The organism is Oleiphilus sp. HI0117, from assembly GCF_001635235.1.
Window position 1 is genome coordinate 1 of sequence record NZ_LWGA01000888.1, and the last position, 16,720, is coordinate 16,720.

At 43.7% G+C, this 16,720-nt stretch carries 12 protein-coding genes; 4 read left to right on the forward strand and 8 right to left on the reverse strand.

The features are described from left to right. Positions 1-9 precede the first annotated feature (9 nt). Positions 10-162 (forward strand): DUF2804 family protein, encoded by a 153-nt coding sequence (locus A3757_RS28130; RefSeq protein ID WP_369819555.1) that lies wholly within the window; start codon positions 10-12, stop codon positions 160-162. 112 nt (positions 163-274) lie between these two features. Then, complete coding sequence (locus tag A3757_RS15590; protein WP_068508376.1) at positions 275-1,345, forward strand: hypothetical protein; 1,071 nt, start codon at positions 275-277, stop codon at positions 1,343-1,345. A 60-nt stretch (positions 1,346-1,405) separates the two neighbouring features. On the opposite strand, the gene A3757_RS15595 is transcribed toward A3757_RS15590, so the two are convergent. Further along, positions 1,406-4,546, reverse strand: a complete 3,141-nt coding sequence (locus A3757_RS15595) for an efflux RND transporter permease subunit (protein ID WP_068508378.1) — start codon at positions 4,544-4,546, stop codon at positions 1,406-1,408. A 15-nt stretch (positions 4,547-4,561) separates the two neighbouring features. Next, a complete protein-coding gene (locus A3757_RS15600) occupies positions 4,562-5,749 on the reverse strand; it encodes an efflux RND transporter periplasmic adaptor subunit (protein ID WP_068508381.1) in 1,188 nt (395 codons plus the stop codon). Positions 5,750-5,883: 134 nt separating this feature from the next. Here A3757_RS15600 and A3757_RS15605 point away from each other — a divergent pair, with 134 nt between their 5' ends. Continuing rightward, positions 5,884-6,642, forward strand: coding sequence for a pseudouridine synthase (locus A3757_RS15605; RefSeq protein WP_231872206.1), 759 nt, complete (start codon positions 5,884-5,886; stop codon positions 6,640-6,642). 60 nt (positions 6,643-6,702) lie between these two features. On the opposite strand, the gene A3757_RS15610 is transcribed toward A3757_RS15605, so the two are convergent. Together A3757_RS15610 and A3757_RS15615 are read right to left on the reverse strand one after the other, a co-directional pair. Next, positions 6,703-7,632: an electron transfer flavoprotein subunit alpha/FixB family protein gene (locus A3757_RS15610; protein WP_068508383.1), complete on the reverse strand. Its 930-nt coding sequence runs from the start codon at positions 7,630-7,632 to the stop codon at positions 6,703-6,705. Between the two features lies 1 nt (position 7,633). Then, positions 7,634-8,383, reverse strand: coding sequence for an electron transfer flavoprotein subunit beta/FixA family protein (locus tag A3757_RS15615; protein WP_068508385.1), 750 nt, complete (start codon positions 8,381-8,383; stop codon positions 7,634-7,636). A 705-nt stretch (positions 8,384-9,088) separates the two neighbouring features. Here A3757_RS15615 and A3757_RS15620 point away from each other — a divergent pair. Next, the gene (locus tag A3757_RS15620) at positions 9,089-10,741 is read left to right on the forward strand and encodes an electron transfer flavoprotein-ubiquinone oxidoreductase (protein ID WP_068508388.1); all 1,653 of its coding nucleotides are present in this window, start codon (positions 9,089-9,091) and stop codon (positions 10,739-10,741) included. Between the two features lie 64 nt (positions 10,742-10,805). On the opposite strand, the gene A3757_RS15625 is transcribed toward A3757_RS15620, so the two are convergent. The 4 genes from A3757_RS15625 to A3757_RS15640 form a co-directional block, all read right to left on the reverse strand. Next, complete coding sequence (locus tag A3757_RS15625) at positions 10,806-11,192, reverse strand: PqqD family protein (protein WP_068508390.1); 387 nt, start codon at positions 11,190-11,192, stop codon at positions 10,806-10,808. 571 nt (positions 11,193-11,763) lie between these two features. Further along, entirely contained in the window at positions 11,764-13,437 is a 1,674-nt protein-coding gene (locus A3757_RS15630) for an AMP-binding protein (RefSeq protein ID WP_068508392.1), read from the reverse strand. Between the two features lie 373 nt (positions 13,438-13,810). Beyond that, positions 13,811-15,547: a serine/threonine-protein kinase gene (locus A3757_RS15635; RefSeq protein ID WP_068553013.1), complete on the reverse strand. Its 1,737-nt coding sequence runs from the start codon at positions 15,545-15,547 to the stop codon at positions 13,811-13,813. Positions 15,548-15,569: 22 nt separating this feature from the next. Beyond that, positions 15,570-16,460, reverse strand: a complete 891-nt coding sequence (locus tag A3757_RS15640) for a PP2C family serine/threonine-protein phosphatase (protein WP_068739897.1) — start codon at positions 16,458-16,460, stop codon at positions 15,570-15,572. Positions 16,461-16,720 lie beyond the last annotated feature (260 nt).

The window sequence follows — 16,720 nt, forward strand, 5'->3', positions numbered from 1 at the left end:
CCTGAAGGAATGCATAAGGAACACCTCAATGCCGGTTTCATGGCCACAAACTTCAAACAAATATTCGGCAAGTTTAAGGGGCACTTAATCACCGCTGAAGGCAAACGCTACGAGATTGAATCTCAATATGGTTTTGTCGAAGATCAGTACTCTAAGTGGTAAACGTCCATACTAGACAATTTAATTACGACACATCAACAGCAAAAATAGACTTTTGATTTGACGCCTCTAGACATTAAGGGTACAACTGTAAGCTATATTACAGGAGTCTATTATGACTAAGCGCCAAGCAAACAAAACCAAGCACGACACAGCAAATGATAAAAGTGAGCTCCCCTCACTCTCAAAACAGCTATTAGAGCTACATTTAAAGCACGAACTTGAGTGCTTTAACTCCGATCGTTTTATTGAGCTATGCGATTCAGAGACTGAGTTTTTACTGAAAGCTGTAGGAGAAATCCATCTAAATAAGTTTGTCAGCGCTAAACAAATCAAACAAGTTATATACGAAAACGTCGTTAGCTCAAGTATTCCAGGTGCCATCGCCGAAGTTGCGGGTGAGGCAGCCGACACTCTATTTACATCAAAAAAACATCAAGAAACCTTACTGAACCAAATCATCAGCAAAAAAGACTTTGAAGAATTCATAGACAAAGCTTTAGAGCTAAAGGAGCAGCGAAACAAAGGCATAGACAAAGTAATTGAGCTACCGATATATGCCGAATTAATATCAGGCATTCTTTACCAAGCTATCCTTCGCTATATTTATGAAAGCAACCTAATCAGCAAGAACATTCCGGGCGTGTCCTCAATGCTCAAGATGGGAAGAAATGTAGTCAGCAAAGCTGCGCCAAAAATTGGCTCCGGAGTAGAGGAGAGCGTAAAAAGTTTTATTATCGACAGCCTCGACTTTATCCTGGACGAAAGCAAGAAGTTTCTAGAAGGCTCAGTAAGCGATGAGCAATTGCGCGACTCTGCAATGGAGCTATGGGAAGCGATTGAAAATAAACCCATGTCTGAATTTCAACAAGGTATGGACAGTTTAGATCTATCTGAATTTATCGCCTTAGGCTATGACTTCTGGCTTAAGTTTAGAAAAACAGATTATTTCATCAGCAGTTATGAAACCATCGTAGACTACTTCTTTAAGCGCTACGGCAGAAAAAACCTCGACGTCTTGCTCGAGGAATTTGATGTCTCAAAAGATAGAATTATTGCGCCCATAAAAATATTCGCACCCAAGGCTTTAGAAGCATTTAAAGAAAACGGCATTCTAGAGGAGCTTCTGAGACGCCATTTAGAAGATTTCTATAACTCTCAAACCGTCATAGATTTACTAGATTAGCCTATAAAATATTAAGGCGGGAAATTCCCGCCTTAATAGGTAGAAATAAGAAGCTCTACCCTACAACTTTTTTCTGTTGCTTAGATGCCTGACTAACTTATAGAAGAGAGGCGTTAAGAGTAAGCCAAAAACGGTAACCCCAATCATACCTGCAAATACAGCAACACCCATGGCCTCACGCATTTCTGCACCCGCTCCTGAACCCCACACCAAGGGCACCACCCCCATAATAAAAGCAAGCGAAGTCATTAAAATGGGGCGTAAACGCAAGCGGCTGGCTTCAAGCGTCGCCTCAAGCAACCCCATGCCACTATCTTCTTTCTCTTTGGCAAACTCAACGATAAGAATGGCGTTCTTCGCAGCCAGCCCAACCAGCACAATAAAACCTATTTGCGTGAAGATATTGTTAGTCAAACCCCACAAAATAATACCCGTCATCGCTGACAACAAAACCATTGGCACAATCAAGATAATCGCCAGTGGCAACGACCATGACTCATACTGCGCGGCCAACACTAGGAAGACCAGTAAAACAACCAAGGGGAAAATATAGATAGCCGTATTACCCGCTAGAATCTGCTGATACTTCAGATCTGTCCATTCATAAGCCATCCCATTTGGTAAAGAGCGGTCGAGAATAGCTGTGATGGCTGCTTCTGCTTGACCAGAACTATAACCGGGCTTGGCTTGTCCATTTAGGTCAGCCGCCGGATAGCCGTTGTACTTAGAAACGCGGTTTGGACCAGCGCCGTGCTGCACCGTTACAAACGAAGCAAGCGGCACCATTGATCCCTCACGGTTGCGCACTTTTAGCTTTTCCAGCTGCGTTTCATCTACTCTAAAGGCTTCATCGGCCTGCACATTGACCTGATAAGTGCGACCAAATAAATTGACATCATTGACATATACCGAGCCCATATAGGCTTGCAAGGTATCAAAAATATCTGATATCGCTACACCATGAACTTTAGCCTTCTCTCTATCAACGTTAATTTCTATTTGCGGTACATTAACCTGAAAGAAAGAGAAAACCTGTGTTAACTCTGGCGTTTGCCAGGCTTGGCCTACAACCTTTTGTGTTTCCTGAAACAAGCGTTCATAGCCCAGGTTTGCCCTATCCTCAATCTGCAGTTTAAAGCCACCAGTAGTGCCTAAACCGATAACGGGAGGCGGAGGAAAAATAACCGTAAAGGCTTCATCTATTCCCATAAACTGCCCCCATAAGGCACCAGCAATCGCGTCAGCACTCATATCAGGTGCTTGGCGTTCGTCAAAATGCTTTAGGGTGACAAAGACAACCCCCTCATTCGAGGATACCGTGAAGCCGTTAGGTGATAACCCGGGAAAAGCGACTGATGATTCTACTCCCGGATGCTCCAGGGCGATCGCTGACATTTTCTTAATCACCGCTTCAGTGCGATCCAAGCTTGATGCATCAGGTAACTGTGCAAAGGCAATCAAGTACATTTTGTCTTGAGCAGGAACAAACCCGGTGGGAGTTGTCTTAAATTGGTGCGAGGTTAATACCATCAAGCCTGCGTAAATCAAAACAACAATCACAGAAAGCCGGATTATGACTTTCAGTAAGGAGGTGTAACCTTCAGTCAAGGCACTAAAAAATTTATTAAACGGGCCAAAAATAATCTTACCAAACAAGGCGTCAATGATACGGCTCAGTCGGTCTTTCTTTGCATCATGGGGCTTTAATAACACCGCGGCCAAAGCCGGGCTAAGAGTTAGCGAATTGAAAGTCGATATAATTGTTGAAATAGCGATGGTTAGGGCAAATTGCTTGTAAAACTGCCCAGTCAAACCAGAGATGAAGGCTGTTGGAATAAATACAGCACTTAATACCAAGGAGGTAGCAATAATCGGCCCGGTCACCTCTCGCATAGCTTGCTTCGTGGCTTCAATAGAACTCTTTCCTAAAGCAATATTTCGCTCTACGTTTTCAACCACAACAATCGCATCATCTACTACGATACCGATAGCCAAGACTAATCCAAAAAGCGTTAGTGCATTTAAAGAAAAGCCAAACATGGCCATCACTGCAAATGTCCCAACTAAAGAAACAGGTACTGCAACTAAAGGAATAATTGATGCTCGCCATGTCTGCAAGAACAGTAAGACCACAATCACAACAAGCACCATGGCTTCAAGCAAAGTCATCACAACCGCTTCGATAGAACCTCGCACGAAAATGGTAGGATCATAGACGATGTTGTAATCAACACCCGCAGGGAAAGTCTTCTTCAATTCTTCCATACGCGCACGAACATCGTCTGAGATCTGGATCGCATTTGAGCCAGGGCGTTGAAAAATTGCAATGGCTGCGGCCTGCTTGTTATTTAGCAAGGATCTTAGCGCATAGGAATTTGAACCTAATTCAACTCGCGCGACATCTTTTAAGCGCGTGATGGCTCCGTTATCGCCAACACGCAGTACAACATCCTCAAATTCTTCTAAAGTCTCTAAACGACCTTTTACCTTTATCAACAGCTGAAACGGTGCTGCTTCCGCTCCGGGCGGCGCGCCAATTGTCCCTGCCGCGGCCTGACGGTTTTGTTCCCGTATGGCATTGATCACATCGCTGGTGGTCATACCCATCGCAGATACCTGCTCAGGATTCAGCCAGATACGCACAGAGTAATCCCCTGCACCAAATACTTGAGCATTTCCAACACCTTCTAGGCGAGCAAGTTCATCGCGCACTTTCAAGTTAGCAAAGTTAGACAGGTACAACATGTCATAGCTATCGTCAGGTGATAACAGATGCACGACCATCGTTAAGTCAGGTGAAGATTTGGTTGTGGTCACCCCCAAACGTTGAACGTCTTGCGGCAGCCTGGGAATCGCTCGCGAAACACGGTTTTGGACTTGTACCTGCGCATCATCGACATCAGTACCCAGCTCAAAGGTAACAGTAATTGCCAAGCTACCATCTGAGGTTGCTTGTGAGGACATATAAAGCATGCCTTCAACACCATTAATCGCCTGTTCCAATGGCGTAGCAACAGAGTCCGCCATCACTTCGGGGTTTGCGCCAGGATAGCTAGCATTAACCACAACGGTTGGCGGAACAACCTCTGGGTATTCTGTTATCGGCAATTGAAAGACGGCGATCAAGCCAGCTAGGAAGATCATCATCGAGAGCACGCCAGCAAAGATCGGGCGGCTAATAAAATATTGTGAAATACTCATTTTGGCTTGCCGCTCCTAGCCTTGGCTATTGTTAGTGGCTGGCGCCATATCTGCATCACTAGGTGATACCGGCATTCCAGGGAAAACATTTGGCAAGCCCTGCCCCTTGATAACAATCTTTTCACCAGCTTCCAGGCCACTCTTAATCGCCCTCAAACCCTTGAATTTAGGACCCAACTGAACAGGGCGATATTCCAAGATGTTGTTTTCTCCTAAAACCAATACATATTTATGACTAAGGTCTGTCACGACAGCTTTCTCATCAACAAGAATTCCTGGATAGCTCGCACCTATCTGCATATTAATCCGCGCAAACATCCCTGGCGTGAACTTACCATCTTCATTGCTAAATACTGCACGCAGTCGTATTGTACCCGTACTGATATCAACCTGATTATCAACAAAATCGATCACTCCCTGATGCGGATANGTAGTTTCACCCGCCAACCCCATAAATACAGGAATATTCATTTCATCCAAACGCTTGCCTTCTCCTAAGCTACGCAAACGAGCAAAGGTTTTTTCGTCAACATCAAAATATGCATGTGTTTTATCAGTAGAAACCAAGGTAGTCAGCACTGTGCTACCTGCAATGACCGAGCTCCCTTTTTTCACACGGGCATTAGAAACCTGGCCATCAAACTCAGCTTTTACGGTGGTGATTGCATCGAGGACTTTAGTTCGTTTCAAGTCTGCCTTCGCACTTTCTACTGCGGCAATAGCTTGAGTTAAGCGGGTGCGACTGTTATCGAGCTGCTCTTGAGAAATCGCGCTTTTCTTACGTAAACTTTCTGCTCGTTTTAAATCACGTTTAGATAATTCTATTTCCGCTACATTGCGTTTAACTTCCGCTTCCAGGCGCTGAACTTCTGCACGCACCGTTCGATAATCTACCTGAAATAGCAAGTCACCCTTCTTGACATAAGCTCCATCTTCAAAGCCTACCGATAGTATGTAACCAGAAGTGCGCGGCATGACGACAATACTGTCTGAAGCTTCTAGACGACCTGTATACTCCTTCCAGTCACTAACCTCGCCCTGTATTACCTCTGCAACGGTCACAGGAGGTGGCGGCATTGCGGCCATTGCTGCTTCAGGGTTTTCTTGATCTTTACCATTTTCACTACAAGCAACAACTGTTAAGCAAGTGACTATAACGACAAATAACCTGCTGATACCAAACCTTAAATTAAACGTACTCATTCGTTCTTCCATTACTTGTGTATTAATGTATTTGTTATAGAAACGGAGATACTACCAACTTCACCCAACGAATCCAGTACAGTGCTAGAATATGGCCTTTCAGAAAACTGATTTCTTTTTATAGAACAATCGTTATGCAAATGCCCGATACACAAGCTACTGAGCAATTATCCATTATCTTCCAAGATAAGTTCCTAATTGCTATACAAAAACCTGCAGGTTTACTGGTACACAAAAGTCCCATCGACAAGCATGAAACTAGCTATGCTATGAAAATATTGCGAAACCAGATTGATCAGTGGGTCTATCCGGTACACCGTTTGGATAAACCGACATCAGGGCTACTCCTATTTGCTCTGCATTCCGAGATCGCCTCTCAGCTTAGCTCAGATTTTGAAAACCGCTTGGTCAATAAGACATATCAAGCAATCGTTCGCGGGTATACTCCCACCAATGGAGAGATCAATCACCCTCTAAAAGAAATCGCAGTTTTCAAACACATGCAAAAACAACTTCAAAAAAAAGACCCTAAAGAAGCTGTCACACATTATGAACGAATGTGCAGTTTTGAGCTGCCATTCTCAGATGGGCGCTTCCCCAGTTCACGATACAGCCACATCCAACTGAAGCCCACAACCGGCAGAAAGCATCAAATTCGGCGCCACCTAAAACACATCAGCCACCCAATTATCGGTGATGTAAAATATGGGAAAGGTGAGCACAACCGTCTATTCAAAGAAAATTTTGATAGTCATCGTTTATTATTGGCAGCGACCAAACTTACGTTCAATCACCCAGTGACGGGGCAAAACGTGACATTAGAATGTCCGCTAGAAGAGAGCTTTACAAAGGCACTTACGAACTTGACACCTTACGAAGCAAAGCCTGATTAATAGTCAGGCACAAAAAAACCGATACACTTTCATGTATCGGTTTTTAGAACTTAGCTTTGCTTAAAGTGCAGCGTCCAATTCTGGAACAGCTTCAAACAAATCAGCAACCAAACCGTAATCAGCAACCTGGAAGATAGGAGCATCTTCGTCTTTGTTGATTGCAACGATTACTTTACTGCCTGACATACCTGCCAAGTGCTGGATAGCACCCGAGATACCAACAGCGATGTAAAGGTTAGGTGCAACAATCTTACCTGTTTGACCAACCTGCATATCGTTAGGTACGAAGCCAGCATCAACAGCGGCACGTGATGCACCTACAGCAGCGCCTAGCTTGTCAGCAACAGACTCAAGAATCTTGAAGTTGTCGCCATTTTGCATACCACGGCCACCAGAAATCACGATGTCAGCAGCAGTCAACTCTGGACGATCAGACTTAGCCATTTCTTCACCAACGAAGGTAGAGATGCCAGCATCCTGAACGTTATCAATAGCTTCAACAGCAGCAGAACCACCTTCAGCAGCAACAGGATCAAACGCAGTACCACGAACAGTGATTACTTTGATGCCGTCAGAAGACTGAACAGTAGCGATCGCATTACCTGCATAGATAGGACGAACGAAAGTATCAGCTGATTCAACTTTGATGATGTCAGAGATTTGCGCCACATCCAACAAAGCAGCTACACGTGGAAGGAAGTCCTTACCCGTAGTGCCCGCAGAAGTAACGATGTGAGAATAACCTTTACCAAGATCAGCAACTAGTAGAGATAAGTTCTCAGCTAGAGAGTGACCGTAGGCTGCATTATCTGCAACCAATACTTTAGCAACACCTTCAGCTTTAGCAGCTGCTTCAGCCGCCGCACCACAACCTTCGCCTGCAACTAGCACGTCGATGTCACCACCGATCGCTTTTGCTGCACTCAAAACGTTTAGGGTAACTGGCTTGATGCTACCGTTATCATGATCTGCAATTACTAGTATACTCATGTTAGATCACCTTCGCTTCAGTCTTAAGTTTGTCAACCAATTCAGCAACATCGGCAACTTTAATACCTGCTGAACGCGTAGCTGGCTCTTCAACCTTGGTAATCTTCAAGCTAGCAGCAACATCAACACCCAGGTCAGCTGGAGTTGTCATTTCAAGCGGCTTTTTCTTCGCTTTCATGATATTTGGAAGAGAAGCATAACGTGGCTCGTTCAAACGCAAGTCAGTTGTTACAACTGCTGGCAAGTTCAAACCAACTGTCATCAGACCACCATCAACTTCACGAGTAACATTTACTTTGTCGCCATCAACAACAACTTCAGAAGCAAACGTACCTTGAGGCATACCAGTCAATGCAGCAAGCATCTGACCAGTTTGGTTGTTATCAGAGTCGATAGACTGCTTACCAAGAATTACTAGCTGTGGCTCTTCTTTTTCAACAACAGACTTAAATAATTTTGCAGCTTGTAGAGACTGAACTTCTTCGTCAGTTTCAATCAGAATACCGCGATCCGCACCTAGCGCCAGGGCTGTACGAATTTGCTCTTGAGCAACTTTAGGACCAATAGAAACCACTACGATTTCACTTGCAACACCCTTCTCTTTCAAGCGAACCGCTTCTTCAACAGCGATTTCACAGAATGGGTTCATTGCCATTTTGATATTAGTAAGATCTACACCTGAATTATCAGGCTTAACTCGAACTTTGACGTTATAGTCAATAACTCGTTTAACAGCGACCAGAACCTTCATAGATTCCTCGTTAATTAACAATTGAATTTAGAGGTCTTATCATTCTTCAAAGTTTTACTTACCCAAGCATTCGCTAACTAATAAAAATTAACAATGACCGGTAAACCCTGAACAACGACCTAGATAGACCCAGATACAGGCGCGAAGCAAAAATATAATTTACACTACTTTAGTCCATTCGGGCTCTTAAGCGGTGTTTTATCAGCATTTAACCCTCGAAAAAACCAGCAAATACTCACTAGCCTTCCAAGATTAAATAAAATACAGCTTTCGCGAAGCGCATGATTCTGCCGATAAATCGCTTTTAGGTCAATAGTTGCACATTAAATCGCACCTATTTCAACACTCTTTTTCTATATTTTTATGCTCTAAATCAATTGCGAATACCAGGATAACAACTACCTTTTACATACATTGAATAAACAGGTAAAATTCAAACGTTTGTTTGAAACTCTCTTTGCAGCACAGGAAGCTAAAGTGGCTATATATTTAGTCAACATGCTAAAAGAGAGGTATTCATCACTACTTCCGTCACTGCCATATTGTGAATTAGCATAGTCAGAAAGACTGGGGGTGCGAATTTCAGCGAATAACTGTATAATTCGCGCGCCGTAAAAAAGCGGAAACTAAAAACTGCGCTCTGGTCCAGCTAAACAGGCTTAACATCAGGACGCTATATAACGTATATGCACGAGGAGACCTATTGTGGAACGTGAATCGATGGAGTTTGACGTACTCATTGTCGGCGGTGGCCCCGCTGGATTATCAGCAGCCTGTCGTCTAAGACAAATCGCTGAAGAGACTGGTAATGAAATCAGCGTATGCGTTGTAGAAAAAGGATCTGAGGTTGGCGCCCACATCCTGTCTGGCGCAGTTCTAGAACCAACAGCGTTAAATGAGCTGTTCCCTAATTGGAAAGAAATGGGCGCACCATTAAATACCGCTGTAACAGGTGATGAATTTTACTTCCTGACCAATCAGGAAAAGTCGGTAAAACTTCCAAACGCTTTTATCCCTAAACCTACACACAACGATGGCAACTATATTGTTAGCCTTGGCAACGTTTGCCGCTGGTTAGGCGAGCAAGCTGAAGGACTTGGCGTAGAAGTATACCCAGGCTTTGCTGCAGCAGAAGTTTTATACCATGAAGATGGTCGTGTAAAAGGTGTTGCTACTGGCGACATGGGCATCAGCGAAGACGGCCAACAAAAAGACTCTTACATGCCAGGCATGGAGTTACACGCTAAATACACAATGTTTGCTGAAGGTTGTCGTGGACATCTTGGCAAAGAAATCATCTCTAAGTTCAACCTAGATGAAGGAAAAGATCCTCAGCATTACGGTATCGGCATCAAGGAACTTTGGGATATCGACCCAGCTAAACACCGTGAAGGTACTGTTATGCACGGCCTGGGTTGGCCACTAAGCGAGTCTTCATCCACAGGCGGCTGGTTCCTTTACCACATTGAAAACAACCAAGTAGTACTCGGTTTAATTACTGACCTTAGCTATAGCAACCCACACGTATCACCTTTTGAAGAGATGCAACGTTGTAAGCTTAACCCTGTACTAAAAGATGCCTTAGAAGGCGGCAAGCGTGTTAGTTATGGCGCTCGAGCACTGATTAAAGGCGGCATCAATGCACTTCCCAAGATGTCATTCCCTGGCGGCATGTTAATTGGCTGTGACGCAGGAACAATGAACCCGCTGAAAATCAAAGGTTCTCACACAGCAATGAAGAGTGGCATGCTGGCTGCAGAAGCTGTTGCAGAGAAGCTTGCTGGCGGTGCAGAAGGCGAAGAAGCGACCAACTTTGAAGCGAAGTTCAAGAACAGCTGGCTACACGACGAACTGTACAACACGCGTAACTTCGTTGGCGTTATGCATAAGTTTGGCACTTACCTTGGTGCGGCTTATACATTTATCGACCAAAACATCTTTGGTGGTAAACTGCCTTTCAGCTTCAGCGATAAAACTTACGACCATGCTGCACTTAAGCCAGCAGCAGAATGCAAAAAGATCGACTACCCTAAGCCGGATAACAACATCACCTTTGACCGTCTTACTTCTGTATTCCTATCGAATACAAACCACGAAGAAGATCAAATGTGCCACTTAAAGCTTAAGGATGACTCTATCCCTCTTGGCCACAACCTGACTAAGTTTGATGAGCCTGCACAGCGTTATTGCCCAGCAGGTGTATATGAGATTGTAGAAGAAGATAACGGCGATAAGCGCTTCCAAATCAACTCTCAAAACTGTGTTCACTGTAAGACCTGTGATATCAAAGACCCTGCACAAAACATTACCTGGGTCACACCAGAAGGCGGCGGCGGTCCAAACTATCCGAATATGTAGATTCATATTCAAAGAAAAAGGCAGCCTAGGCTGCCTTTTTTATTTCCTTATGGGAAAGCGCTAACTAATGCAGCGACCCACCATCTGGCTGACCATCTTGAAGCGCAAGTTCTCTTCTTGCTCGCTCCATATCCAACTCATCAACGGGGCCACTCAAGTAATAAGGTAAGGTCGTCACACGCTGACTCAATTCTATCACTTTACTTTCAACCAAACGTTCAACTACTGAGTAAATAGTTTTCTCCAGGTTATCGGGAGGCGTCGAGTACTGAGCAGACAAGTGATCAATCAACTGCTGAAGGGTATGAAAGCCATCCGCTAACGAAACAACCAAACCTAGCCAGTCATCCAAAGGCGTTGTGTTGTCTATGTTTAAAATATCTACCAGAGCAACTCGCCCCTCTTTAGATGAGAAAGGTGCAATACGATAAAAAAACTGACTATTATCCATAAGTTCATATTCCAAGTAATCTTTGACGTATATTTAAACCTAATATCCACTTAACATATATACCCAATTTGAACCTTCACCTACCACCTCAGAACCTCAGTCTTCGAACACTGGTTCCTCAAACTCTTCAAACTCTTCAAACTCTTCAAACTCTTCAAACTCTTCAAACTCTTCAAACTCATAATGGTCTTTTTCATCCCTTTCATAATCAGATTACCGGCGACTCACCGTCCAAGAAATATAATAATCGATGGTATGGCAGAGCCTCTATACAGAGACTTATGGACAAAGGCTTCATGTTGGGCGCCAGCTATTACTTCAAGCAAGCATCTTCTATAACAAGAGAGCCGATCAGAAAGCTCGGATTGAGCACAACTTGGGTACCTAATCGAAAGCGCAGTTACAGCTTGCTCTCCGGATTTGGTTTGAGCGAATCCAGCTCAGACTGATCCCTGGGTATCCAAAGTAGCTTTAAGTTCTAAATTCAGTTGAGGTCCAAACAACTGAGCTCAACAAGGCAAAAATAAAAAACCCGCATAAGCGGGCTTTTGAATATCACATTAAGTTTGGCTTATTGCCAAATAATCTTCTGCTTACTGCCATACCATCCGTCTTGAGAAGGTGCGTAAACATCTTCGATTACATTACGCTTAATTTTCATTGTCGGCGTCAGGAACTCATTTTCAATCGTCCACTGCTGATTCACAACAACCATAAATTGCAGCGCCTCATGCGGGTCAACCGAAGCATTAACCTCTTTCATTAAGGCTTCCAATTCCGGCTCAACCTGCTTACGGAAAGACTCATCACCCTGCTTAGCAAAAGTTTCATCCGAAAGCATCAACAAAGCATAAGGCTGAGGCTGTTCAGCACCAGCAACACAGACCATCTCTAAAGAATCATGACCAACAATCTTGTTTTCAATTGGCGCTGGAGCAACATACTTACCTTTACTGGTCTTAAAGATTTCCTTAATACGACCAGTAATACGCAAGCGACCCATGCTATCAATTTCACCCTTATCACCAGTCAGCAAGAAGCCATCCTCGGTAAAGGTTTCTTTGGTCTTTTCTTCGTCTTTATAGTAGCCCATCATCGTAGCAGGGCTCTTGACCTCGATCTCACCAATTTCTGAAATACGCTGTTCAACACCCGGCATCGGCTCACCTACATAACCAACCTTTGAGCGGCCTGGCAATGAGATATGAGAATATGCAAAATTCTCAGACATACCGTAACCTTCTAGCAATTCCAGACCCAGGTTACGATACCAATTAATGATATCACCTGATAACGGCGCCGAACCACTTCCAGCAAAACGGCAGTATTCCAAGCCCAGAGCAGTCAATACTTTCTTCTTGACCAAACCAGACACAATTGGAATCTTAAGCAAACGATTTAGTTTCTTAGGAGGCATCTTCTTAAAGATACCTAGTTGGAACTTGGACCACAGGCGTGGAACAGAAATAAAGACCGTTGGTTTAGCACGACGCAAGTCGTCCAGGAAGGTATCCAAAGCATCAGCAAAAAATAACTGAGCACCTATATGGATAGAGGACTGCTCAACCGCAAAACGTTCAAACACGTGCGCCAGTGGCAAGTAAGATAACATTCTATCAGTAGGCTTTATATCCAAAGCTTGTGCAACACCGCTTGCTGCAATACCTAAGGCCTCAAATGACAACATAACGCCTTTTGGCTTGCCGGTTGAACCCGATGTATAAACAATCGTCGCTAACTCGTCAGCATCCCGAACAGTATCTTCTTGTATCGGAGCATGCTCAGCAACCAGGTTATCCCAGCTTGGGTAATCTGTTTTTGGACTTAGAGGATAAGAAACACAAGGTAAATCATCTGGCACACCAGGTTTCATCATTTCCCAGTCGTCCAGTTTACCAACAAATAACAACTGCGTTTCACTGTGCTCAAGGATATACTTAACCGTTTCAGCATTTAGCGTAGGGTAAAGAGGTACACATATATGACCCGCCATCCAGATCGCCAGATCACTCATGATCCAATGCGCACAGTTCTTCGAAAGAATACCGATTCGACTTTTTGGTGGTAAATCTAAAGATTTAATATAGCTAGCCATCCTTCTGGCCTCGCCAACTGCTCGGTTCCAGGTATATTCCTGAACCACGCCGTTACCCATTGGCTGAGTTAGATAAATATCATCCGCTTTTGCTTTTTCCCAGCGATATACCTGCTCAAGAGGCAGCTTTACTTTCTTCAAAGAGGTCATGGTGATGTCTGTAGCCCTATTGTATTTAGTTTAGAAATTCCGTCTTTCAACTTAGATTTATACCCGAAGCTGATCATAATAAAAGGTGTGAACAAAAATTAAAATAAAAAACTGTAAAACACCCGAAAAACTTAGTAATTTATGGCTCCTTTATGCAGATAGCCAATACTCACAACTACTCAGTAAACACATACGGAATGATCTGATTGTTTTTTGAGGTCTCATGAAAGCCGAAGTAACAGAAAACGACTCGGAGTCACGCTCCCATTCAATCAATAATAGTCAAAGCGTGCTATTCTGCAAGCAGTGCAAGCATGGCCACATGATACCCTCATCCGAAGAGGGCGACCCAGGAGCCCATAAAAGAACTTATTTATATATATAAGTCCAAGAAGCTTTTAATTGCGTCACGCACGTCACTGCCACTATCCCCTAGTAACAAGACATTCAAAACAATAGATACCACCATCACAACCGCAAGCAGTATCGTTAACCAATTCACTCGCTGATACTTTATTACTGTCTCTTTTTGAACAATTTCCGGGGCATCTTCTCGAGGAGATTCAATGACTTTCGTCTTTTCCTCCTCCTGAAGCGGCAAAAGCTCGGACAAGACAGACTCAACGCTTTGCGGTCTCTGTTCTCGGCGACGTGACAGCATGCGACCAACTATTTGCTGAATATCAACGGGTAATTTAATGAATATCTGGGTCTTAACCAGGTTGCCATCCTTAAATGCTGGAGGAACCCCCGTTAATGCATGATAAAAAATTGCGCCAAGCGAAAAAATATCAGATAACTCGTCCTTTCGATCATCAGCATCTCCATACCAGTTACCATCTCGCTCTTTGACACGATAATGCTCATCCAAACCAAAGTCTGTCAATTTAACCTGGAAATCTGAAGTCAACAAAACATTGCTAGGACGCAAATTGCCATGGCAAACCCTATTTTGATGCGCAAACGCCAAACCTCTACAAATTTGAACCGCCGTATTCAAAAACATCTGCATTCCCATAGGTTCAATCAAGCGGTCCTGCAGACTGCCACCCGAGACATATTCCATAACAACAATGAATACACTATCGTTCTTGGATGTTCCTAGAATATTAACCAGATTCGGATGCTTCAAACTGTGAAGCATTTTTGCCTCACGATACCCCGTAAAAGTAGAGGTACGCTTCTTAATTACCAGAAGCTTGTGAGAGGACTTATCTTCATACAAATAAACCGCGCCAAATTTGTCTTCCTGCATAACATCAAGTAAGCCAAATTTTTGCTGAATAGAGGCTAAGCCTTCTCCTGCCCGATTCACTTGTTCCTCAGCAATATGCTGACCTTTCATCGCCAAAAGCAACTGAGTCCGGACCTGCTCTACAGACTGAGGACGTTCAGCAGGGTCAACAGCAAGACACTGATGAATAAGGTTTTCAAGGGCTGGAGTTATATTGGCATCAATCTGAGCCATTGGAGGCGCATTGGGTAGTGGCAAGGTACTGGTGAATAATTCATACATCACCACTCCCAGCGAATAAACGTCACTCAAAGTAGAGGTAAAGGCGATGCCTTTGTGCTGCTCAGGAGCCATATAGGCTTCTGTTCCCATGATTAAGCGCGTTTCATCAGGGTTCATATCTTTATCGGCTTCAAAAAAAGAAGCGATACCGAAATCTAAAAGACGCGCAAAGCCCTCTCTATCGATGATGACATTTGCCGGTTTGATATCTCGATGAATAACATCAAATTTATGCGCATAGGCGATTCCTTTACACATTTGAATAGCGATATCGACTTTTTGGTTAAAATCAAACTTCCGCTCAGTAATCGCGTCCGCTAAGTTTATGCCCTCAACGAATTCCATCACGAATACAGGGCGCCCCTTGCTTGTCGTTCCACGATCGATAACATGTATTATGTTGGGGTGGTTCAAACGGGCGATAATTAAGCTTTCTCGCTTAAAACGCTTTATGACTGAGGGATTATCTGAAAGCGTTGCCGACAGAACTTTAATCGCAACTGGACGATTCAGCGACAACTGCATACCACGATATACCGTGGCCATGCCTCCTTCACCAATTTTGTCTTGGTACGCGTAACGACCCTCTTTCATATTGTTCTTCCGTCCTTAGAAACTAGATAAAGAAAATCAAAAACACTATTGCGAACAAGACCAAAGCCAACATCATCGACCTACCTTTGAGATGACGCAAATAAGCTCTTTTATCAAACGCGTGGCGGTAAGTACCTTCAAGCTTAGGCGGGACGATGCTTGCAGTTTTGTTTTTAGATTTAGAGTTAAAATCCGACGCCCGAATTTGACGGACATCTTCCTGAAACTGAATTAAAGAAAAGCTCACGTTATCTGGTGCGCCTGCCTCCAACACCAAATCTAATAGTGTCTCTCCAGCCTCATCCAAAGAAGGGCTATCACAAACTGTTTGAAAGATCGTACTTTCTTCCAATGGACCAGACAAACCGTCTGTACATAAAAGCAGGATATCACCTTCGTGCAATTCGCCTAAAACCTTGGGAATTTTTTCCAGATTCATCTGTCCCATCGCTTGAGTCAGCTCATGCTGCCCAGCATGAGTCCGAGATTCACCTTCAGAAATAATACCCTGTTTAAGTAACTCATTAGCAAGATTGTGGTCTGTGGATAATTGAGACAGACCCTCACTATCTATCAAATAGGCACGACTATCCCCAACCCAGGCTAGCTCAAATTGATGCCCATGAAACAGACTAACCACAACAGTGCTAGCCATTCCCTCCAATTCTTGCTGACTTCGTGCCGCAGATATCAGTGCAGAATTTGCATCTTCAACAGACTCTCGCAGCGACTTTCCCTGACGAATCCGTCGTTCAATTGTTTGAACGACTAATTGACTCGCGACATCACCATGCGCATTTCCGCCGACGCCATCAGCAACCACCCACAGGCCCAGAGTTTCATTGGCTACAACGCTATCTTCATTTCTTTCACGAACCAAGCCCTGATGGCATACGGAGGTTGATTTCAACATGATGGGTCAGTACACACCTTATTACTTTATGGATACCACACAGCCTCCGTAGTTATCCGAAGCTTATGGCATATATTTTTTGTTTTCCTTAGCTTCAGTATAGCCAGCTCACAAAGACTAAGCACCTGAAAATACTAAATTTCTATTTCGTATATTATTTTTTCAATCAGTTACATAAATCTTAAGGGGAAAATTCGAAGAGCTGGAACTTAAGACTATACTCAACATAACGTGGAAAATTTAATACTTATCACCAGTCA

Excerpts from the sequence above, each read along its gene's own strand:
- A3757_RS28130 (WP_369819555.1), top strand. The coding sequence starts at position 10 with ATGCATAAGGAACACCTCAATGCCGGTTTCATGGCCACAAACTTCAAA.
- A3757_RS15590 (WP_068508376.1), top strand. The coding sequence starts at position 275 with ATGACTAAGCGCCAAGCAAACAAAACCAAGCACGACACAGCAAATGAT.
- A3757_RS15595 (WP_068508378.1), bottom strand. The coding sequence starts at position 4,546 with ATGAGTATTTCACAATATTTTATTAGCCGCCCGATCTTTGCTGGCGTG.
- A3757_RS15605 (WP_231872206.1), top strand. The coding sequence starts at position 5,884 with ATGCAAATGCCCGATACACAAGCTACTGAGCAATTATCCATTATCTTC.
- A3757_RS15610 (WP_068508383.1), bottom strand. The coding sequence starts at position 7,632 with ATGAGTATACTAGTAATTGCAGATCATGATAACGGTAGCATCAAGCCA.
- A3757_RS15615 (WP_068508385.1), bottom strand. The coding sequence starts at position 8,383 with ATGAAGGTTCTGGTCGCTGTTAAACGAGTTATTGACTATAACGTCAAA.
- A3757_RS15625 (WP_068508390.1), bottom strand. The coding sequence starts at position 11,192 with ATGGATAATAGTCAGTTTTTTTATCGTATTGCACCTTTCTCATCTAAA.
- A3757_RS15630 (WP_068508392.1), bottom strand. The coding sequence starts at position 13,437 with ATGACCTCTTTGAAGAAAGTAAAGCTGCCTCTTGAGCAGGTATATCGC.
- A3757_RS15635 (WP_068553013.1), bottom strand. The coding sequence starts at position 15,547 with ATGAAAGAGGGTCGTTACGCGTACCAAGACAAAATTGGTGAAGGAGGC.
- A3757_RS15640 (WP_068739897.1), bottom strand. The coding sequence starts at position 16,460 with ATGTTGAAATCAACCTCCGTATGCCATCAGGGCTTGGTTCGTGAAAGA.